The sequence below is a fragment of the Haladaptatus pallidirubidus genome (assembly GCF_020700235.1).
In the GTDB taxonomy this organism is placed as follows: Archaea; Halobacteriota; Halobacteria; order Halobacteriales; family Haladaptataceae; genus Haladaptatus; species Haladaptatus pallidirubidus.
On sequence record NZ_CP085302.1, the window covers coordinates 57,112 to 73,795 of the forward strand.

The following is a 16,684-nucleotide window of genomic DNA, read 5'->3' on the forward strand; positions in this document are numbered from 1 at the left end:
GTTATATATATTTTCGGTCGACGTGGGATTTCTTCGTACATATGCTGTCGGAGGGCATGTACCAGTTGTATACAAACCAGGCAATAAGGGCGCTGATAACCGAAAATACACCTTGAAACCAGTTATGATACTATAAGATGAGCACTATTGCGTCGTCAGGAGAAAGTGGTTAAAATCCCTATTTGGTGGCGGCTTCATTATTATTGAAGTGACCGACTGAGACTGATGGTCGATAACAGTCCATTACAAAGATAGTGTTGTAATGGATGCCGGGACTTGGATTACATTCATAGTTTTGTCATGGATTATGACGAGGAAGTTGTATAGGCTCTTTATTGTTTGATTTTTAATTCGATGAAATTCTGCTTATCGAAGAGTGCTGGTACGATTTCGTTCTCAATTCGTTCTTCACCCATTCGGCTAATTGGTCCGCTAGCGCTTATTCCACCGACTACCTCATTATTCTCCGATAATATTGGAACAGCTACTGCACATACTCCAGTAAAGTGCTCGCTACGGTTGACTGCGTATCCGCGATCTCGAATTTCTGCTAATTCTTTCTCAAGTGCTTGACGGTCTGTAATCGTTGTCTGGGTTAGTTGAGGCAGCCCGCGAAGGTCAAGAATCATATTTAATCTCTCTTCGGAAAGTCGAGAAAGCATTGCTTTGCCCAAGCCTGTTGAGTGCAAATACAGATGAGAGCCGAGAGAGGCATTATCGTCAATTGACGACGAGTTTCGTGACTTATACAGCTGAACCATATAACCATTCTCGATGGTACCAACATTCGCGTATTCTCCGATTGTATCAGACAGTTCGTCGACCTCGTCTTTTGCCGCTTGGAAAAGTGAAAGCTTGTCACGCAGTTCACCTCCGATACGAAGGAATCGAAGACTGCATCGGTATTCTCCATCTGATTTGATCACATATTCGTTCTCTACAAGAGTAGATAGATGAACGTGAGCAGTACTCATAGGAAGTTCTAAATCCTCCGTAAGTTCTGAAAGCGTTACCGGACCGTTCTCGCGAAGATATTCAATAATACGGAAAGATTGATCTACACTTTTGAGCCTTTGTCCGGACGTTTTCTCTTCATTGCCCATGCTCTATACTCGTGTATAGCCCTATTAAGCACACCGATTGTTTCAAGCATATTGAAGTGAACCTCGAAAAAAGATAAACTCTTCATTGCCTCAGACGACCGTACAACCACTTAGGATCGGGAGTTTCTACAATCTACCGGTAGTTTTATTTGATCCGGCAAGGCATGATTGCCTGTAATGAGTGCAGAACCAGTAATCGATGGGATTTACAAAATCCAGTTTGAACACGTTCGTGTTTACGTGCTAGAAGACGTTCCAAAAGGCAAGACGACACTTATCGATACAGCATTCGATGAAAACGGTGAAGAACTGGTTGATACACTTAAAGACGAGTTTGGGACAATTGATCGAGTGATCCTTACTCATGGCGACCATGGTCATCATGGTGGGCTTCCACACATTATGGAGGAATTTGACCCCGAATTGGTTGCAGCCGGTAATGAATCAAAACTCTATGAGGCAATCGACTATGAACCGGATGTACGCTTTGAAGACGGTGATATTCTCGAAGGGGATATCCAGGTGATCCAAGTACCGGGTCACACTGAAGCCACGTCCGCGCTACTATTGGCGAATCGAGATATTCTCATCTCTGGAGATTCGCTTGATGGTTCAGATCGAGCAGGGCTACCAGAGGGATATCTTCTCCCGCCGCCGGCGTTGTTCAACGATGATCACAAAGCGGCGGAGCTCAACCTTTATGATTTGCTCCAATATGACTTTGACACGGTGTTAGTGTTTCATGGCGCAAACGTCTTCGATAACCCAAAACAGAAACTAGATGATTTCCTCGTAGAACGTGAATGGGATCCTAGGCCTTAGTCGTGTTTTCTTTGATGCAAGTAACGACTGGACAGTTGGCCTCTAACAGCACCGATTGGGCAAAGCTCCCGAACAGTACTTTCCCAGTGGGCGATCTTTTTCGGGGGGTTACAACGATATACCGGGCATTTTGATCGTTAGCATACTCAACAATCTTATCCGCTGGATCACCAACTAACCCAACGGCTTCATACTGAATCGCTACATCTGATATTGCGTCTTGTACCATCTCTGCTGCTGCAGCGCGTATTTGATCCATGTCCAGTGGTTCGCCCGCTTGAGCATTGGTTTTACCCAAGTCCACAAACTCCGAACGAGTTAACGCGTGAACAACATGAAGCGATTCATCAAATGCTCGTGCTAATTGTGCTGCTTCTTCCACTGTATATGTTGCTCGAGTGGATCTATCCACTGCTGCAATGATTACCATATTCAGTGATATCCGTTATACCATATTACTGTTTCGCTAGATTGTGTTTTCGGCTAAACAAAGGAAGACTCGAGGGATCGAGATAAAATAGATTCCATTCTGATCACCAATCTCAAAGCTGTCAAATTAATATAAAACCAATATTGTCATTATTGGAATTCTGAATGAAATGTATCCTTTACGAAGAAAAAACTAAATAATAGTCCCTATACGATGGGAGTGAGATGGTTGGTAACCAGTCACCCCTTCGTGTAGAGAATGAAGAACCTCGCAAACACACAAGCGTGAGACGGCGTAATTTCATCAAAGCAGTTAGTGGAGTCGGAGTTGTAGGCACTGCGGGCTGTTTGGATAAGCTTTCGGAAGGTAGCGGTCAAAATTGGCCATCTGGACAGGTAGAGATCGTCGTTCCCTGGGCAGCCGGTGGAGGCTCGGATCGAACAAGTCGGGCTGTAGCTGATGCGGCTGAAAAGAACACAGAAGTCTCATGGAACGTAAAAAATCAAACGGGTGGATCCGGTTCAGTTGGGATGAGTTCAGTGGCTAATTCTCAACCCAATGGACTCACACTTGGGTGTACTGCACCCGAGATATGTCTGTTCGAACATCTAGAGATTGCTGAGTTATCTCCTAAAGATTTGACGCCAATTATGCAGTACACTCAGATGCCAGCAACTATTGTTGTACATGAGAATTCCAAATATAAATCACTAGATGAATTCCTTTCCTTTGCGAAATCAAATCCAGGGAAGATAAAGATGGCAAATTCGGGAACAGGATCCTCGTGGCATATGGCGGGTGCAGCATTTGTATCTGAAGCGGGGATTAACGTCCAACACGTTCCGTATGACGGAGCGAAACCAGCAATTACAGCTACACTAAATGGAGAAACTGACTGTGCGACTGTAGGAGCTGTTGAGGTAGCACCACAGGTTCGAGATGGGCCGCTTAAATCATTAGGTGTGATGTACGACGAAAAACTCGACTCACTTCCGCAAACTCCGACAATGAAACAGCAAGGTGTAGACATCGTAATTGGGTCTTGGCTTGCTCATTTCGGGCCAAAAGATCTACCAGAGGATGTCCGCGATTCTATCGTTGAAACATACAATACGGTGTATGAGGATCAGCAATTCAAGAAATTCATGGAAAATAATAATTTCCTGAGAGTCAAACGCGGTCCTGACGAATTGAAGAAATTCCTGGATCAAAAGTACAAATATTATGGTAAACTTGTTAAAGAGCTTAATATAAACAAGTGATGGAGTCGGAATACGTCGGTGGAATAGCGGATGATGTCTTTAGTGTAGTTTCTAAAATCACATGACATAATAATACAAGTTGATCAATTCAGATGATATCTGATTACCGGAAGACACCCCCTTACCAATACATTTATATAGTGCCCTGAGAGAGTTTGGCACGAAAGTACCTGAGACATGGCGAAGAGAGATACTCCGTTGAATACTCACCGTAACCAATCATCTGTGGCGTTAAGAGATGATACTGTACGAGATATTAACGAATTGATTTCCGACACCACAGTGTACTTGAGATGTGCAAATCGGGGAAAATTGAGGAATTCATATGATCATCAATAGAGACAAAATCAGGTCAAACCCGCTCGCATTAGTGTTTATAGTAATATCGATAGCAGTGATACTATTTGCTAGTCGATTTCCAGACAATGGTCAGGTAGGACCCGGTTTCTTCCCAATCATAATTTCAGCTGGAATAATTGTATTTGCAATTGTAGATCTGATCGTTGACGACGACACTGAACTTGAGATGATTGATTTCGATTTTAAATCTGCTGCTTTAGTCTTCGTACTTCTACTACTCTATTTGGGCTTAATGCCGGTATTAGGCTTTTTAATAGGGACAATGGTGTTTTTACCCATCGTACTCTACTATTCCGGCATTCGTTCAAAAATTACGATTATATCGATATCGATCTGCCTTCCAGTGGCATTGTTTTATATCTTTAGCCGGTTTTTCCTCGTTCGACTTCCTGAGGGAATCATACCGTTCTCAAGGTTACTACCCACTCTTCCCATTGGGGTGATCTTATGATAGATAATATCGTCCACGGTTTCATGACTATTCTGAACCCATTCACACTACTTCTGATGGTTTCAGGAATACTCCTTGGTATATTCATGGGCTCGATTCCAGGAATGACGGCAACAATGACTGTTGCAGTATTACTGTCGTTCACATTTACCATGGATCCCACAAATGGGATGATGCTACTGTTGGGAATTTACGGAGGTGCAGTGTATTCTGGATCTATCCCCGCAGTTTTGATTCGAACACCGGGAACCCCTTCAGCCGCAGCGACAATCTTTGATGGCTATCCCCTCTCTCAAAAAGGTGAAGCTGGAAGAGCAATCAGGATTAGTACGGTTGCCTCATTTGTGGGAGGAATCATTAGCGTACTCGGGTTGATGTTCTTTTCTCCTGTTATAGCAGATGCTGCTCTTCAATTTCGGTCACCAGAATTCTTCGCATTAGCTTTCTTTGGATTAACAATCATCGCCAGTGTGAGCGGTGATTCGCTCACGAAAGGAATGATGTCTGGATTGCTGGGAATGCTTGTTGCGACGATTGGTATCGATCCAATCACGGGATTTCAACGGTTCACGTTTGGGGTTCCAGAGCTACTCACCGGGATCCAATTCATTGCGGTAATGATCGGATTATTCGGGATTGCAGAAGGACTAAAATCATACTCTGAGGGGATTGACCGCGACGGCAAAAAGGTTGATCAAGAAATAGAGGGTGTCGTTCCGTCGCTCGCAGATCTAAAGTCGATCGCACCTGTATCGGTATTGTCTGGGATTGGGGGCGTCATTATCGGTGCTATTCCAGGTGCTGGCGGTGACATTGCAGCTTTCATCACCTATAACGAGGCAACGAGATGGATCAAAGACGCTACGCCATCATTTGGGGAAGGAAACATACGAGGAATTGCCGCAGCTGAGTCCGGAAACAACGCAAGCACTGGTGGTGCACTCATTCCAACACTCACGCTTGGAATTCCCGGTGATTCTGTTTCAGCGATTTTAATCGGTGCTCTTGCAGTGCATGATATCCAACCTGGGCCGGCTCTCTATCAAGACCAAACTGGGTTGTTGTATGAAATATTCATGGGATTCCTTCTCATCTATGTTTTTATACTAATATTCGGATTACTCGGCGCCCATTACTGGGTTCGTTTAATTAATGTTCGCGAATCCTTGCTTTGGCCAGCGATATTCGTACTCTGTGTAATCGGTGCAATCGCACTTCGAGGTAACGTCTTCGATGCGTGGGTAATGTTGGGTGCAGGTGCCATTGGATATGTTCTTCGACTGCGTGGATACCCCCTCGCACCGATGGTTCTTGGATTGATCCTTGCGCCGATCGCAGAAGAGAACCTCCGGCGCTCTCTCTCCCTGTCCGGTGGGTCGCTCGATATATTCTATCAGAGTCCAATCGCTCTCATCATTCTACTCTTGAGTGCCGGGACATTAATTCTACCAGTATTTAGAAAAGTGTCGCCAGAGCTGTCCGATATTATGAATTAATATAAATTCTATCGTTATGTAATTATCACGTTTATTGAAGTATACTCCTACTGTCCCATATATGTGGGAATTAAATAGTAATTTAGATAGCAGGGAAGTGATGTCACAATACTATTCAGTATATCAATCGTCCACTGAATAATATCATAGTAATTGAGCTTACCACATTCTGTTTAGATGCTAATAATAGAGTAAACTATTCGAAGATAGCTAAAGCAATACCATAATTGAATATTCTAAATTTTAATAGAATAGATGAGATAAAAATATCTACATATGGACAGTATGCAGATGGTTTTATATTGTATATAGACCACAATTCTAAGCGTGTATTTTATGTAAGATTATATCAAATTTGGATTCGAAGCTATCAGTGTAGTATTTCCTACTAGGGTGATCAAAAATGGCAAATTAATAGATTTCCGATCACTTTGCATCTGTCGGGAACACAAGCTCAGGGGAACCGCTAAACAATGAAAACGAGAATGAACGCGACGAGCAGGGACGATTTGCGGAAAGAATGAGTGATGACGATATTCTTCGGGTGATTCGTGCGTCCGAGTTTCCGGCAGTGACCGCTCGGTGGGTGGCGGATACGCTTGAGATGGAGCGGCGGCCAGTGCATCAGCGACTCGAGGAACTTCACGAGCGTGGCGAGTTGGAACGTGTGATTGAGTCCGCAGGTTGTTATCTGATGGATTCCGGAGGAATAGGTGCAATAGGTGCCCGAGTTAGTGATTGTCGGGTTTTCACCTTTCTGTTTTCAGCGTGGTTTCGAGCTGAGTCGATTACACAAATTGCAAACGACATTCTTTCTCCCCCTCAGGTGGCTCAAACAATTGACCTCCTTTTTTGATTGGTAACTTTTCTGCCGACCAAGTTCAGGTGAGTATGTGACTACTAGGGAGAACGGCTGCTCCGACACCCATATATACTAAACTATGTATACGTTATTTAATCATGGATGACATCCACTATCAAAGACAAGCTGCACTTTTTGAGCAGCTTCCCGAACAGATAGACACAGCAGTGCTCACTCCTAGTGAATCCCTACATTATCTAACGGGCCTAACGATGCATAAAAGCGAACGGCCAACGCTCCTGTTTTTCCGAAGGAAGAAACCACCGATAGCATTGTTACCCCGCCTAGAGGTGGGTCGTGTTCAAGATCGTCTTAGTTCTGAAGTACGGTATTTCACATACCAAGATTCAGACGATCCGATAGAAGCAGCGAGCAAAGCGTTCCAAGAAATTCAGACCGAACTAATGGAAAAAGGATCGGTTGCCGTCGAATATCGTGGTACGCGGCTAGTAGAATATCAACTTCTCGTCGACAAATGCCAATGGAGCCAATTACAGGATTTGGAACCAGCAATCTCCGCACTTCGGGCAGAAAAGGACGACAGTGAAATCGAACACATGCGCACCGCTGCGAAGATAATCGATGGTATTCTCGAAGAGACGATCGAACAAATCGAAATTGGAGATTCTGAAACAGAAATTGAACGTGAAATTCAAAAGCGGGTGCTCGATAGCAGTGCAGACAGGTATAGCGGTGGCATCGTCACCGTCGGTGAGCGGACTGCTCTGCCACACACCACGACCGGGACTCAAAAAGTAGCTGACGGTGATTTAGTGATGATCGATGCCGGTGTCGTGTACAACGGATATTATTCAGATATAACCCGGACCGTTGCAGTTGGTGAGATAGACGAAGAACTTCGATCGATCTATGAAACCGTTCAGCGTGCGGCGCAGGCCGCTCGTGAGGCAGTCTCTGCCGGTGTACCATATCAGGATCTTGACCGAGCTGCTCGGACAATGATCGGAGATGCAGGTTATGGAGATTTCTTCCCGCATCGGGTTGGCCATGGACTCGGGCTTGAGGGCCACGAGCCACCGTATCTAGCGGAGGGTAATGAATCGACCCTCTCTGTGGGGAACGCGTTCACGATTGAACCAGGGATCTATGTTGAGGGTCTCGGCGGCGTTCGCATCGAAGATGACGTCGTTCTAACCGATAATGGATCGGAGGTCTTGACACAGACAACTCGTGAACTCATTCACCTGTGACGGAAGAACAGTTAGACGAGTTCTCCATCTTTGACGACGACACTCGAGGAATTTGCTGAGATAATTCCTCGAAGCGGGTCATCATCGAATCCGACAATGTCTGCGGACGTTCCTGATTCGAGTGTTCCAATCTCCGGTCGGCTGAGCTCTTTCGCTGCATTGTATGTTGCAGCTGCTAAGGCCCTTTCCTCGTTCAGACCGTTTTCCACGAGGCATTGCAGCTCACGATGTAAGCTGGGATGTGGGGTACTTGGAGAACCAGCATCGCTTCCGGCAAGGAGTCGTGCATCTGCGTCGATGGCCCTCTTTGTAACTTCCCAGTGGTGATCGACAACGCGTTCAGCATTTGCACGAGCATACTCCGGGGCGGAACCAGTTGCGATCTCTCGATACACGAAGAGCGTGGGATCATACGCAATATCGTCTTCGACTAACTGCGAGAGTGTTTCCTCATCCATGAAGTTCCCATGTTCGAGAGTATCAACCCCAGCTTTTACGGCATTACGGATGCCTTCTATTCCAACTGCATGAGCAGCGACCGGAAGATCGAACCGAGATGCTTCATCCACTATCGCGGTAAGTTCATCGAGTGAAAGTTCGGCAGCACCCGGATCTTCACCGATAGCTTGGCCATACACGCCACCGGTTGCGCTTACTTTGATTACCTCGGCGCCAGCCCCGCGAAGCCGTCGGACAGCCTGCCGACATGCATCGACACCGTCACTCTCGATACCCCAGAATGGGTCATGGCCGTCCGAGATGATAATAGTCCGACCGCTGGCGATAGTTCGTGGTCCACTGACCTGTCCGGACTGAATCGCTCGCCCTACCGTAATGGCAATATCGTGTGGACTTCCAAGGTCACGAACAGTTGTCACTCCACTTCTGAGCTGTCGCTGAGCATTCTCGATCGCACGGATTGTCAGTTCACTTTCTGTTTCAGCAGTAAGCGTTGTTACTGGATCGTCAGTTCCATCCCAGACGAGATGAACGTGCATGTCGATAAGCCCGGGAGTGAACAGCGTCGCGGTCCGGATATCTCGCGCGTCTCCAGGCTGTTCTTCGAACTCACCGACAAGATCACCGTCGCGAATAGCTAACCATCGGTCATTCCGTCGGCCGCGTACTGCATCCCAGAGGTCACCATGGCAGAGGAGGTCGAACTCAGGCACGTCGAATCACATCTGCTTGTGAACGGGTAAGCCGCTCAGTACCGTTTTTAGTGATGACGAATGTGTCCGAGTGTCGAAGAGCCGCACCCTCGTCTTCGAAATAGAGCCCCGGTTCGATACTGATTACCATCCCTGGTTGCAGGTCGCCTGCTTCGCGAGCATTCAGTGCCGGCCCTTCGTGAATCGTAATTCCTTCTCCATGACCAGTTCGGTGGATAAGGTTTGAACCGTATCCTGCATCTCGAAGCACGTCTGCGGTCATCGAATCGATATCGGCGACCGATTCGCCCGGCCCGATCTGATCAATCGCGTCTTCTCGTACCGTAACCAACGTTTCCATTGCGGCTTCGATTTTTTCAGTGACGTCACCGGTCAAAACAGTTCGCTCCTCTTCACATATGTACCCCTGTATTGAGGGTAGCGCGATTCCGACGACGCTTTCGCCGTCTTCGATCTGACGTGCCGCAGAAATGCTGTGAGGTTCGAGGGCGTGTTCGCCGGTCAGCACGCTCGAAAACCCATATTGGCCGAGTTCGTTTGCCGTGCCGATATCGTACTCCGGATACAAATCGAGATACGTCTCGTAATAGGCGTCCTGAATTTCGTTTACAACCCGGAGTTCCGGCTTCTCAGCACGAACCGATTCGAGATATGCCTCCATTCCTGCACTGGCGAGGTCGCTAGCGCGTCGAATCATATCTAATTCCCAGTCCGTTTTCACCGCCCTGAGCTGCTGGAACTGCTCAGTTTCGTCGAGGAAGGAACAATCGGTGTTTTTGGCGACTGAATCGGGCCAGTGTGGCCGTGCAATCCTATAATCAGTGCCAACAGTCTCGATCGCCGTCTCTGAGATGGCTGTTGCGATAACCTCGAATGGATCGTCAGCGTCCTCATAGACGAGAAGCCGATCGACCCACGCAGTACGTTGTGCCTTTTGTAGCTCGAGATATGGCCCAACAAATATACTCTGTGTGTCAGTAACGAGGGCTGCAACCGGTCGGGAATACATACCAGCATACGCACCCGAGAGGTAGTACGAATTCGCGGGAGAGAGTGCTAGTAGCCCATCGACGTCGCGTTCCGAAATCACCCTTCGAATTCGGTCAAGTCGATCGTCATCGACGAATCGGGACCTCGGGTTCGGGGTTTGTTCACGCATGGGTTACCGTCACACTGTCGATATCGCGTGGATAGTAGGTGAGCGTCTCGACACCATCGTCGGTCACGACGACCGTATCAGAGTGGCGAAATCCGCCCACACCGTCGATGTAGAAGCCAGGCTCAACGGTATACAGTTCACCAACTCGAATTTCACCGTCGTAGTCGACATCGAGGAAGGGACGTTCGTGTCCCTCCATCCCGATATTGTGTCCGATATGATGCTGCGTCTTATTTGCAACACCCTGTTCTTGGTAGTAGCTCAGCACGGCGTCCTCCACGGCAGCGTACTCGACACCAGGTTCAATAGTGTCGATCGCAATTTCCTGTGATTCGCTCATTATCTCGTAATAGTCTCGCTGTTCGTCACTCGGTTCCCCAACGAACAATGTTCGTTCGAGTTCGGTCGTATACCCTCCGACGTTTGGTTTGACGATAGTAACGATGTTATCGCCATCTTCGATCGGGGTCGTTTGGTTGACGCTATGTGGTTGGCTCGTTATATCGCCCGTGGTGAATTTGCACTGCATCGGACTCTGCCAATCCATCATCTCGTATCGACTCCCGAGTGTATCGAGCATCAGTTTCGTCCCTTCCGCCTCAACTTCCGAACTGACGACGACCGGGCGACGTCCGACTTCGATTTTTTCCTGCAGAAGACGGTGACCGAGATTTGCCCAGACACTCGCTTCCCTGATGAGTTCGATCTCGTTTTCGCTCTTTACTTCCCGCATATCGGTGACATATCCTTCGACACCAACATCCGCATCAACGAGTTCGGAGAGCGTTGGACCAGTGTAGCCGTTCCGCCCGGGACTGCCGTCGTTATCCACAGCGATCGTACCGTTTGCAATATCCAACGACTCGCACATTTCGGCAACCCGTTCCATCGGTTTGCCCTGTGGATACTCGAAGTAGACAGTAACCTGGTCGATACAGAAATCAGAACGTTCGGCGTGTTCTTTTTCCAATCGAGGAACGACTATTTCGGTTCCGGTTTCTGAGATACCCAGCACACAGGGTCGTTCAGTGGGTAGATGATACATCCCACTGAGATAGTGGATGTTGAGTGCTGTGAATAGCACAACGCCATCGTACCCATCTGCATGGGCGCGCTCGAGAAGATTTACTTGCCGTTCGTCATATTCATCTGAAGGAATGTGAAGTGTTTGCATCCCTCATATAGGTATAGAGGATGGGTAATGAAATTTCCGCCGGGAGTATATTTTCTTTTATTTTATTACAATAATCATATAGTACACGAATTATTGCGTTCAGTCTGAGTAGATTAGGTGATTTATTCCTTATCCATTGGATTTATATGTACTAGTATGAATTGTTTCCTTGGTATGGATGAACAAAGCATACTCCGGCGTGAATATCTACGAAGGGCTGGTGCATTCGGTGCTACCGTTGGTGGGACAGGATTGGCGGGCTGTCTTGGTAGCGGTGGGAGTGGTGGCAAACCCAACGTCCTTCGGTTAGGTACGTGGGGTGGAACATGGCAAGATCTGATGATCAAAGCAGTGGTAAAGCCCTACAAAAAGGAAACAGGAATCAACGCTGAGTATGTGCTTGGGGATAATACAGACCGGCTGAACAAGATCATCGCCCAGAAAAAGAAACCCCCTGTCGACGTTTCTCAACAGGACGGGTCAGGTCTCGTTCGCGGGTCAAATGCAGGTCTTTGGAAGAGGTTGGACCCAGAACTCGTTCCAATGCTGGACAAAATCCCGGATAATTTTAAAAGCGATGACTGGGTAATGCAGATTTTCGCTGCAAGTGGTCTCCTATATAATCAAAAGAAGATAGATTCAAAACCGACATCTTGGGACGCGTATCTCGATCCTAAATACAAAGGGAAAGTAGGGCTGTTCACGGAAGATCCCACTCACGACCTGCTTGCGTTTTCGTTGGCGAAGACGCAGGGGGAATCATTCAAAGAGATCGACAAAGCGTTCGAGATGTACGAAAAAGTCGTCAAAGACATGAACCCCGAATTTATTACGTCAAGCGAAGAGTACGGCAAACTTTTCGCCCAGGAAAAGATCGTGCTTGGTCGCTACTGGTCGGCACGAGCAGCACAGTGGCAAAGCGAGGGCAAGCCCGTCACCAGTTCGATTCCGAAAAGCGGTGCGATGACTACTAATTTCGGTAATGCGATTCCAAAAAACATTCCGGACAATAAGGCAAAGTGGGCCGGAAAATTTATCGACTATACGCTTCGCGAACAGGCCGCAAAGGTCGTCGCAGAGGAGATGTACTATACGAATCCGAATCCAGACACAAGGTATCCGGATTCTGTTACAGATAAGCTTGTGAATTCTAGTGATCTCGAGAAGCTGAATGTACCTGATTTCGATTGGATTGCGAAAAACCGCTCTAGTTGGCGGGAACGTGCGAATAAAATCATCAATAAACACGGATGAATATGAATCAATCAGTTGTCAACCTGTCTGGCGTCACGAAACGTTTCCGCGATGTGACCGCTGTCAAAAATGTCGACCTCTCAATACGTGATGGTGAATTATTGACCTTACTTGGGCCATCTGGTTGTGGGAAAACGACGACGCTTCGGATGATCGCTGGGTTCGAGACGGCTTCCGAAGGCAGCATCGAGATCGATGGTCAAACGGTGACCGGAACACCGCCGTACAATCGTGATACGGGAATGGTGTTTCAGCAGTATGCGCTCTTTCCGCATATGACCGTCGCAGATAACGTCGCATTCGGCCTCGAAATGCAGGGGCGGCCACAAAGTGAGATTGATGATCGCGTCAGTGAAGTACTCCAAATGGTACGCCTCGAAGGATTAGAAGGACGATATCCGAAGGAGTTGTCCGGTGGACAACAGCAACGAGTGGCGCTCGCTCGAGCACTCGTCATTGAACCGTCTGTCCTCTTGCTCGACGAACCCCTGTCGAACCTCGACAAAAAGTTGCGAGAAGAGATGCAACTCGAAATCCTCCGATTACATCGTGAACTGGATGTGTCAATGGTTTATGTTACGCACAACCAGGAGGAAGCACTAACCATCTCAGACAGAATGGTGGTGATGAACGACGGGAAGATCCATCAAATCGGGACTCCAGAGGAAGTCTATCAGTCACCGAACGATGAATTCGTCGCCGATTTCATCGGCAATGCGAATCTTATCGATGGCACAGTCGATGCTGTCAATTCTGATGGCTATGCAGTTTCATTGGAAACAGGAGATAGAGTAGATTTGGGTCGACAGGCCAACGGCGACAGTATTGAACCTGGGCAATCAGTTACGTTATTGTTCCGGCCTGAGCGGTTCCATGTCGAACCTTCTGCAGATGGCGGCTCCATAGAGAACCAACTCTCCGGTACAGTTCTTGAGGCGACATATCTGGGCTCTCGTATGGAGTATTTTGTAGAAGTCGGGGATGATCAGCGACTTCACGTAGCACAGCAAAATTTGCAAGGAACGCACGAACATACGACAGGTGAGCGGATCAATCTCGGATTCGATCGTGAGTCGCCGTTTATCATACCACGAGGTGTCGCATGAGCGACCGATCAAATACTAGTACCCGATGGAAATTCGATACAAGACGGATACCCATACTCCACGAACAATTCCGCTCATTCATCCAACGACACAAAGACGAATCGTACGCGGGTTATCTACTTGCCGGGCCATATCTCCTGTATATGGCCTTTCTTTTTTTCATTCCTATTTTATATGTATTCGTCGTGAGCTTCTATCACAACGACCCCGTCGCGACAATGGTTCCAGGATTCACGCTCGATAATTATGCAACGTTTCTCTCTTCTGGACTGTATCGCGGAGCACTTCTGGTCACGGTGGAGATTAGTGTCGTCTCGACAGTGTTTACCATCCTCGTTAGCTATCCGATTGCGTATTTTATCGTCTTTTCAAAGTGGCGCTACTCACAGGTACTCGTTCTCCTCGTAATCGCGCCAATGCTCGTCGGGAACGTCGTTCGAGCATTCGGATGGTACGCGCTGATGGGCTCCAGCGGTATCATCAATCAAATACTCGGTGTGTTCGGCCTCCAGTACACACTGTTGAATACGAAACCCGGCGTCATCATCGCAATTTCATCTGTCCTCATGCCGTTCGCGATCCTCATTCTAATGAGTGTTCTCTATACCATCGACCAGGAACTCATCGAGGCAGCGTTCAATCTCGGCGGGAACCAGTTGCAAACGTTCCTTTACGTCACGCTACCGCTTTCCCTTCCGGGTGTGATTGGAGCAACGCTTATTTCGTTCGTATTGACGATGGGCACGTTCGCGACAGCAGTGTTCATCGGGATGCCAAAGGTTCCGATGATTGCCCCGTTCATTTACGACGCCGCAACGACTGACCTGAACTGGCCGCTCGCTTCGGCGATGTCGTTCATCCTACTGGCAGTCTCGCTCATTCTGGTCTACCTCTACACCCGAGTAACGGATATCCAAGTTGGCGGTGATGCTGTATGAGTAGCGACTCAGGCCGGTCACGGAAGTTCCATGGAACGAGTGTGCTCAACAAAATCGATCTCTCGAGAACCATCGGTGGCGTTTCATTGTCACAGCTGCTCTATGTGCTCTTGCTATCAGTCGTCTTTCTCTATTTGCTTTTACCCGTCATATTCGCGGTTCTCATCAGTTTCAATCCCTCTGATCTGTACGCTTTCCCACCGGATGGGTTGACCCTAAAGTGGTATCAAGCCGTATTCTCACGGTACACCTGGATATCGTCGTTCATGGTGAGCTTCCAATATTCGATTCTTGCAACGGTCATCGGTATTCTGCTCAGCTCGACAGCTGCCTATGCCATCGGTCGATTCGATTTCCGTTTCCGGAATTTACTCGACGCTGCGACGTTCCTTCCGTTGATGATTCCCCAGATCATCCTCGGTCTTGCATTGCTGCTTTTCCTGCAGCACTTCGGACTCGTCGGGAATCTCTTCGGTCTCTCGCTGGCGCTAGCGGTGTATACAACACCGTATGCGACACGCAGCATCCTCGCAGCAATGAATAACTTCGATCGAAGCACTGAGGAAGCAGCGATGAATCTCGGGGCAGATGAGATTCAGACATTCGTTCGGATTACATTCCCGTCCCTCTTGCCCGGCTTACTCACCGCTGCGATTTTCTCGTTTGTCGTGAGTTATTCAAATCTTCAGATTGCGGTGTTTCTGCAGGGTGCGGGTATGACTCCAATCCCAGTGCGAATCTTCGCGCAGATGCAATTCGGAGCAAGCCCAGTTATCGCGGCTGTGTCGACGATTAATATCGTCATTGTGTTACTCGCAATTCTCATCGTCGAACGCCTAGTTGGAGCGGCCGAGGCGCTCGGATACTCCTGATTTACTGTTCTTTCATTGTGACAGACTCTCTTGACATCGTGACTGATATGTCTCGAGCCTCTTTGCTAGTAAGGTTGTTTCATCGATTGTATGGGTAATTTTCGTGATATCACGCCACGTAGTCGTGTCAGAGACATTGACGAACGAGTGATTGGCAGTGAGCAGCACTCCCAGATTGTCCATCGGAAGTGAGAACAGCCACCCTGAGGTGGGACAAATGGACTCTGGACTGTCCGTTACCGACCAGCACAATAGATGTTGGTAGTGTTACAACCCGTGGGACTGTCATCCCTGCACTAACTGGAGATGGTCATATCCAACGATGACTGAAGGGACTGTCCAGTGTGCTGCGACGAGTTGTGAAGTGGACTGGTTTAGGCCAACGGACTGTCTTCCCTGAATCAGCAACGGGACTGTCATTGGGAGTGAGTCAATGGGACTGTCTGCAAGAACGAGAGTGAGTTAGAGTTGTATACATAGCTTTGTGGTCGAGCAGGGCGCGCTCAGTCGTCGGTGTGTCGTCGTCGCGTTCGGTCGGTGCATCTGCGCTTTCGGTGAGCGTTCGCTGGGCGGCCACATCGGATAGCGTTGTTTGGCGTGACATAAATGGAAAAAGTGAGTGGGTTAACAGCAGTCGGTGGTTGCGGTTTCGACGGCAGCCATGTGCTTACAGAACGCACTTTGGTGAACATGGTTTGGGCAGGTACACGCCATTGCGTCACCCGTCACGTCGTCCAGCGTCACGACGTAGTGGTGTTCAGCGGGCTTCTCGTGGCTCTGGTTGGTCACGTCGACCATTCCGGGGGATTCGACGCGGAAGCCGAATTGTTCCCACTGCGCGCGTTTCTGTGTCGTCTCATCAGATTCAAGTCCTGCGCTCGGTTTCGTACTCATGGTCTTTCAACGTAGGTTTCGGAAGACCGGTGCCGGGTGTTAGAGCACCCGGCGCGTTTCTACATGCCCGAGAGCACCGTTCTTCCCACCATATTGTATTCACCACATGGTCATAAGG

At 48.1% G+C, this 16,684-nt stretch carries 17 protein-coding genes; 10 read left to right on the forward strand and 7 right to left on the reverse strand.

The genetic code is table 11. From position 1 onward, the window contains the following. Positions 1 to 332 precede the first annotated feature (332 nt). The gene (locus tag LIX15_RS21100) at positions 333 to 1,103 is read right to left on the reverse strand and encodes an IclR family transcriptional regulator (RefSeq protein WP_227777327.1); all 771 of its coding nucleotides are present in this window, start codon (positions 1,101 to 1,103) and stop codon (positions 333 to 335) included. 177 nt (positions 1,104 to 1,280) lie between these two features. Here LIX15_RS21100 and LIX15_RS21105 point away from each other — a divergent pair, with 177 nt between their 5' ends. Then, a complete protein-coding gene (locus tag LIX15_RS21105) occupies positions 1,281 to 1,925 on the forward strand; it encodes an MBL fold metallo-hydrolase (RefSeq protein ID WP_227777328.1) in 645 nt (214 codons plus the stop codon). Here the strand turns inward: LIX15_RS21105 and LIX15_RS21110 are convergent. Beyond that, complete coding sequence (locus LIX15_RS21110; RefSeq protein ID WP_227777329.1) at positions 1,915 to 2,355, reverse strand: universal stress protein; 441 nt, start codon at positions 2,353 to 2,355, stop codon at positions 1,915 to 1,917. The genes LIX15_RS21105 and LIX15_RS21110 overlap by 11 nt on opposite strands. Positions 2,356 to 2,579: 224 nt before the next feature. On the opposite strand from LIX15_RS21110, the gene LIX15_RS21115 reads away from it, so the two are divergent. The 5 genes from LIX15_RS21115 (at position 2,580) to LIX15_RS21135 (ending at position 7,997) form a co-directional block, all read left to right on the forward strand. Beyond that, positions 2,580 to 3,617 (forward strand): Bug family tripartite tricarboxylate transporter substrate binding protein, encoded by a 1,038-nt coding sequence (locus LIX15_RS21115; protein ID WP_227777330.1) that lies wholly within the window; start codon positions 2,580 to 2,582, stop codon positions 3,615 to 3,617. A gap of 325 nt (positions 3,618 to 3,942) precedes the next feature. Beyond that, the gene (locus LIX15_RS21120) at positions 3,943 to 4,428 is read left to right on the forward strand and encodes a tripartite tricarboxylate transporter TctB family protein (protein ID WP_227777331.1); all 486 of its coding nucleotides are present in this window, start codon (positions 3,943 to 3,945) and stop codon (positions 4,426 to 4,428) included. Then, positions 4,425 to 5,924, forward strand: coding sequence for a tripartite tricarboxylate transporter permease (locus LIX15_RS21125; RefSeq protein ID WP_227777332.1), 1,500 nt, complete (start codon positions 4,425 to 4,427; stop codon positions 5,922 to 5,924). The genes LIX15_RS21120 and LIX15_RS21125 overlap by 4 nt, the downstream gene beginning before the upstream one ends. A gap of 520 nt (positions 5,925 to 6,444) precedes the next feature. After that, positions 6,445 to 6,780 carry a hypothetical protein gene (locus LIX15_RS21130; protein ID WP_227777333.1) on the forward strand — a complete coding sequence of 112 codons (336 nt, stop codon included), beginning with the start codon at positions 6,445 to 6,447 and terminating at the stop codon, positions 6,778 to 6,780. A gap of 104 nt (positions 6,781 to 6,884) precedes the next feature. Next, on the forward strand, positions 6,885 to 7,997 hold the full coding sequence (locus tag LIX15_RS21135) for a M24 family metallopeptidase (RefSeq protein WP_227777334.1): 1,113 nt from the start codon (positions 6,885 to 6,887) through the stop codon (positions 7,995 to 7,997). A gap of 11 nt (positions 7,998 to 8,008) precedes the next feature. Here LIX15_RS21135 and LIX15_RS21140 read toward each other — a convergent pair whose 3' ends face one another. The 3 genes from LIX15_RS21140 to LIX15_RS21150 are packed head-to-tail and all read right to left on the reverse strand — an operon-like array spanning position 8,009 to position 11,502. Continuing rightward, positions 8,009 to 9,169 carry a metal-dependent hydrolase family protein gene (locus LIX15_RS21140; RefSeq protein WP_227777335.1) on the reverse strand — a complete coding sequence of 387 codons (1,161 nt, stop codon included), beginning with the start codon at positions 9,167 to 9,169 and terminating at the stop codon, positions 8,009 to 8,011. After that, positions 9,162 to 10,328, reverse strand: a complete 1,167-nt coding sequence (locus tag LIX15_RS21145) for a M24 family metallopeptidase (protein WP_227777336.1) — start codon at positions 10,326 to 10,328, stop codon at positions 9,162 to 9,164. The genes LIX15_RS21140 and LIX15_RS21145 overlap by 8 nt, the downstream gene beginning before the upstream one ends. Beyond that, positions 10,321 to 11,502 carry a M24 family metallopeptidase gene (locus tag LIX15_RS21150; protein WP_227777337.1) on the reverse strand — a complete coding sequence of 394 codons (1,182 nt, stop codon included), beginning with the start codon at positions 11,500 to 11,502 and terminating at the stop codon, positions 10,321 to 10,323. Before LIX15_RS21150 ends, LIX15_RS21145 begins: the two co-directional genes overlap by 8 nt. A gap of 174 nt (positions 11,503 to 11,676) precedes the next feature. Between LIX15_RS21150 and LIX15_RS21155 the strand changes: the two genes are divergently transcribed. The 4 genes from LIX15_RS21155 (at position 11,677) to LIX15_RS21170 (ending at position 15,672) form a co-directional block, all read left to right on the forward strand. Continuing rightward, positions 11,677 to 12,756, forward strand: a complete 1,080-nt coding sequence (locus LIX15_RS21155) for an ABC transporter substrate-binding protein (RefSeq protein ID WP_227777338.1) — start codon at positions 11,677 to 11,679, stop codon at positions 12,754 to 12,756. Then, positions 12,753 to 13,862, forward strand: coding sequence for an ABC transporter ATP-binding protein (locus LIX15_RS21160; protein ID WP_227777339.1), 1,110 nt, complete (start codon positions 12,753 to 12,755; stop codon positions 13,860 to 13,862). Before LIX15_RS21155 ends, LIX15_RS21160 begins: the two co-directional genes overlap by 4 nt. Before the next feature lie 185 nt (positions 13,863 to 14,047). After that, entirely contained in the window at positions 14,048 to 14,800 is a 753-nt protein-coding gene (locus LIX15_RS21165) for an ABC transporter permease (RefSeq protein ID WP_227777340.1), read from the forward strand. After that, entirely contained in the window at positions 14,797 to 15,672 is an 876-nt protein-coding gene (locus tag LIX15_RS21170) for an ABC transporter permease (protein ID WP_227777341.1), read from the forward strand. Before LIX15_RS21165 ends, LIX15_RS21170 begins: the two co-directional genes overlap by 4 nt. A 430-nt stretch (positions 15,673 to 16,102) precedes the next feature. Here the strand turns inward: LIX15_RS21170 and LIX15_RS21175 are convergent, their stop codons facing one another. Together LIX15_RS21175 and LIX15_RS21180 are read right to left on the reverse strand one after the other, a co-directional pair. Continuing rightward, positions 16,103 to 16,249, reverse strand: a complete 147-nt coding sequence (locus tag LIX15_RS21175) for a hypothetical protein (RefSeq protein WP_227777342.1) — start codon at positions 16,247 to 16,249, stop codon at positions 16,103 to 16,105. A gap of 47 nt (positions 16,250 to 16,296) precedes the next feature. Further along, entirely contained in the window at positions 16,297 to 16,566 is a 270-nt protein-coding gene (locus LIX15_RS21180) for an SWIM zinc finger family protein (protein ID WP_227777343.1), read from the reverse strand. Positions 16,567 to 16,684: the final 118 nt, after the last annotated feature.

Bases quoted from the DNA above. Each gene is read 5' to 3' on its own strand.
- LIX15_RS21100 (WP_227777327.1), bottom strand. From the start codon at position 1,103: ATGGGCAATGAAGAGAAAACGTCCGGACAAAGGCTCAAAAGTGTAGAT.
- LIX15_RS21105 (WP_227777328.1), top strand. From the start codon at position 1,281: ATGAGTGCAGAACCAGTAATCGATGGGATTTACAAAATCCAGTTTGAA.
- LIX15_RS21110 (WP_227777329.1), bottom strand. From the start codon at position 2,355: ATGGTAATCATTGCAGCAGTGGATAGATCCACTCGAGCAACATATACA.
- LIX15_RS21115 (WP_227777330.1), top strand. From the start codon at position 2,580: ATGGTTGGTAACCAGTCACCCCTTCGTGTAGAGAATGAAGAACCTCGC.
- LIX15_RS21120 (WP_227777331.1), top strand. From the start codon at position 3,943: ATGATCATCAATAGAGACAAAATCAGGTCAAACCCGCTCGCATTAGTG.
- LIX15_RS21125 (WP_227777332.1), top strand. From the start codon at position 4,425: ATGATAGATAATATCGTCCACGGTTTCATGACTATTCTGAACCCATTC.
- LIX15_RS21130 (WP_227777333.1), top strand. From the start codon at position 6,445: ATGAGTGATGACGATATTCTTCGGGTGATTCGTGCGTCCGAGTTTCCG.
- LIX15_RS21135 (WP_227777334.1), top strand. From the start codon at position 6,885: ATGGATGACATCCACTATCAAAGACAAGCTGCACTTTTTGAGCAGCTT.
- LIX15_RS21145 (WP_227777336.1), bottom strand. From the start codon at position 10,328: ATGCGTGAACAAACCCCGAACCCGAGGTCCCGATTCGTCGATGACGAT.
- LIX15_RS21150 (WP_227777337.1), bottom strand. From the start codon at position 11,502: ATGCAAACACTTCACATTCCTTCAGATGAATATGACGAACGGCAAGTA.
- LIX15_RS21155 (WP_227777338.1), top strand. From the start codon at position 11,677: ATGGATGAACAAAGCATACTCCGGCGTGAATATCTACGAAGGGCTGGT.
- LIX15_RS21160 (WP_227777339.1), top strand. From the start codon at position 12,753: ATGAATATGAATCAATCAGTTGTCAACCTGTCTGGCGTCACGAAACGT.
- LIX15_RS21170 (WP_227777341.1), top strand. From the start codon at position 14,797: ATGAGTAGCGACTCAGGCCGGTCACGGAAGTTCCATGGAACGAGTGTG.
- LIX15_RS21180 (WP_227777343.1), bottom strand. From the start codon at position 16,566: ATGAGTACGAAACCGAGCGCAGGACTTGAATCTGATGAGACGACACAG.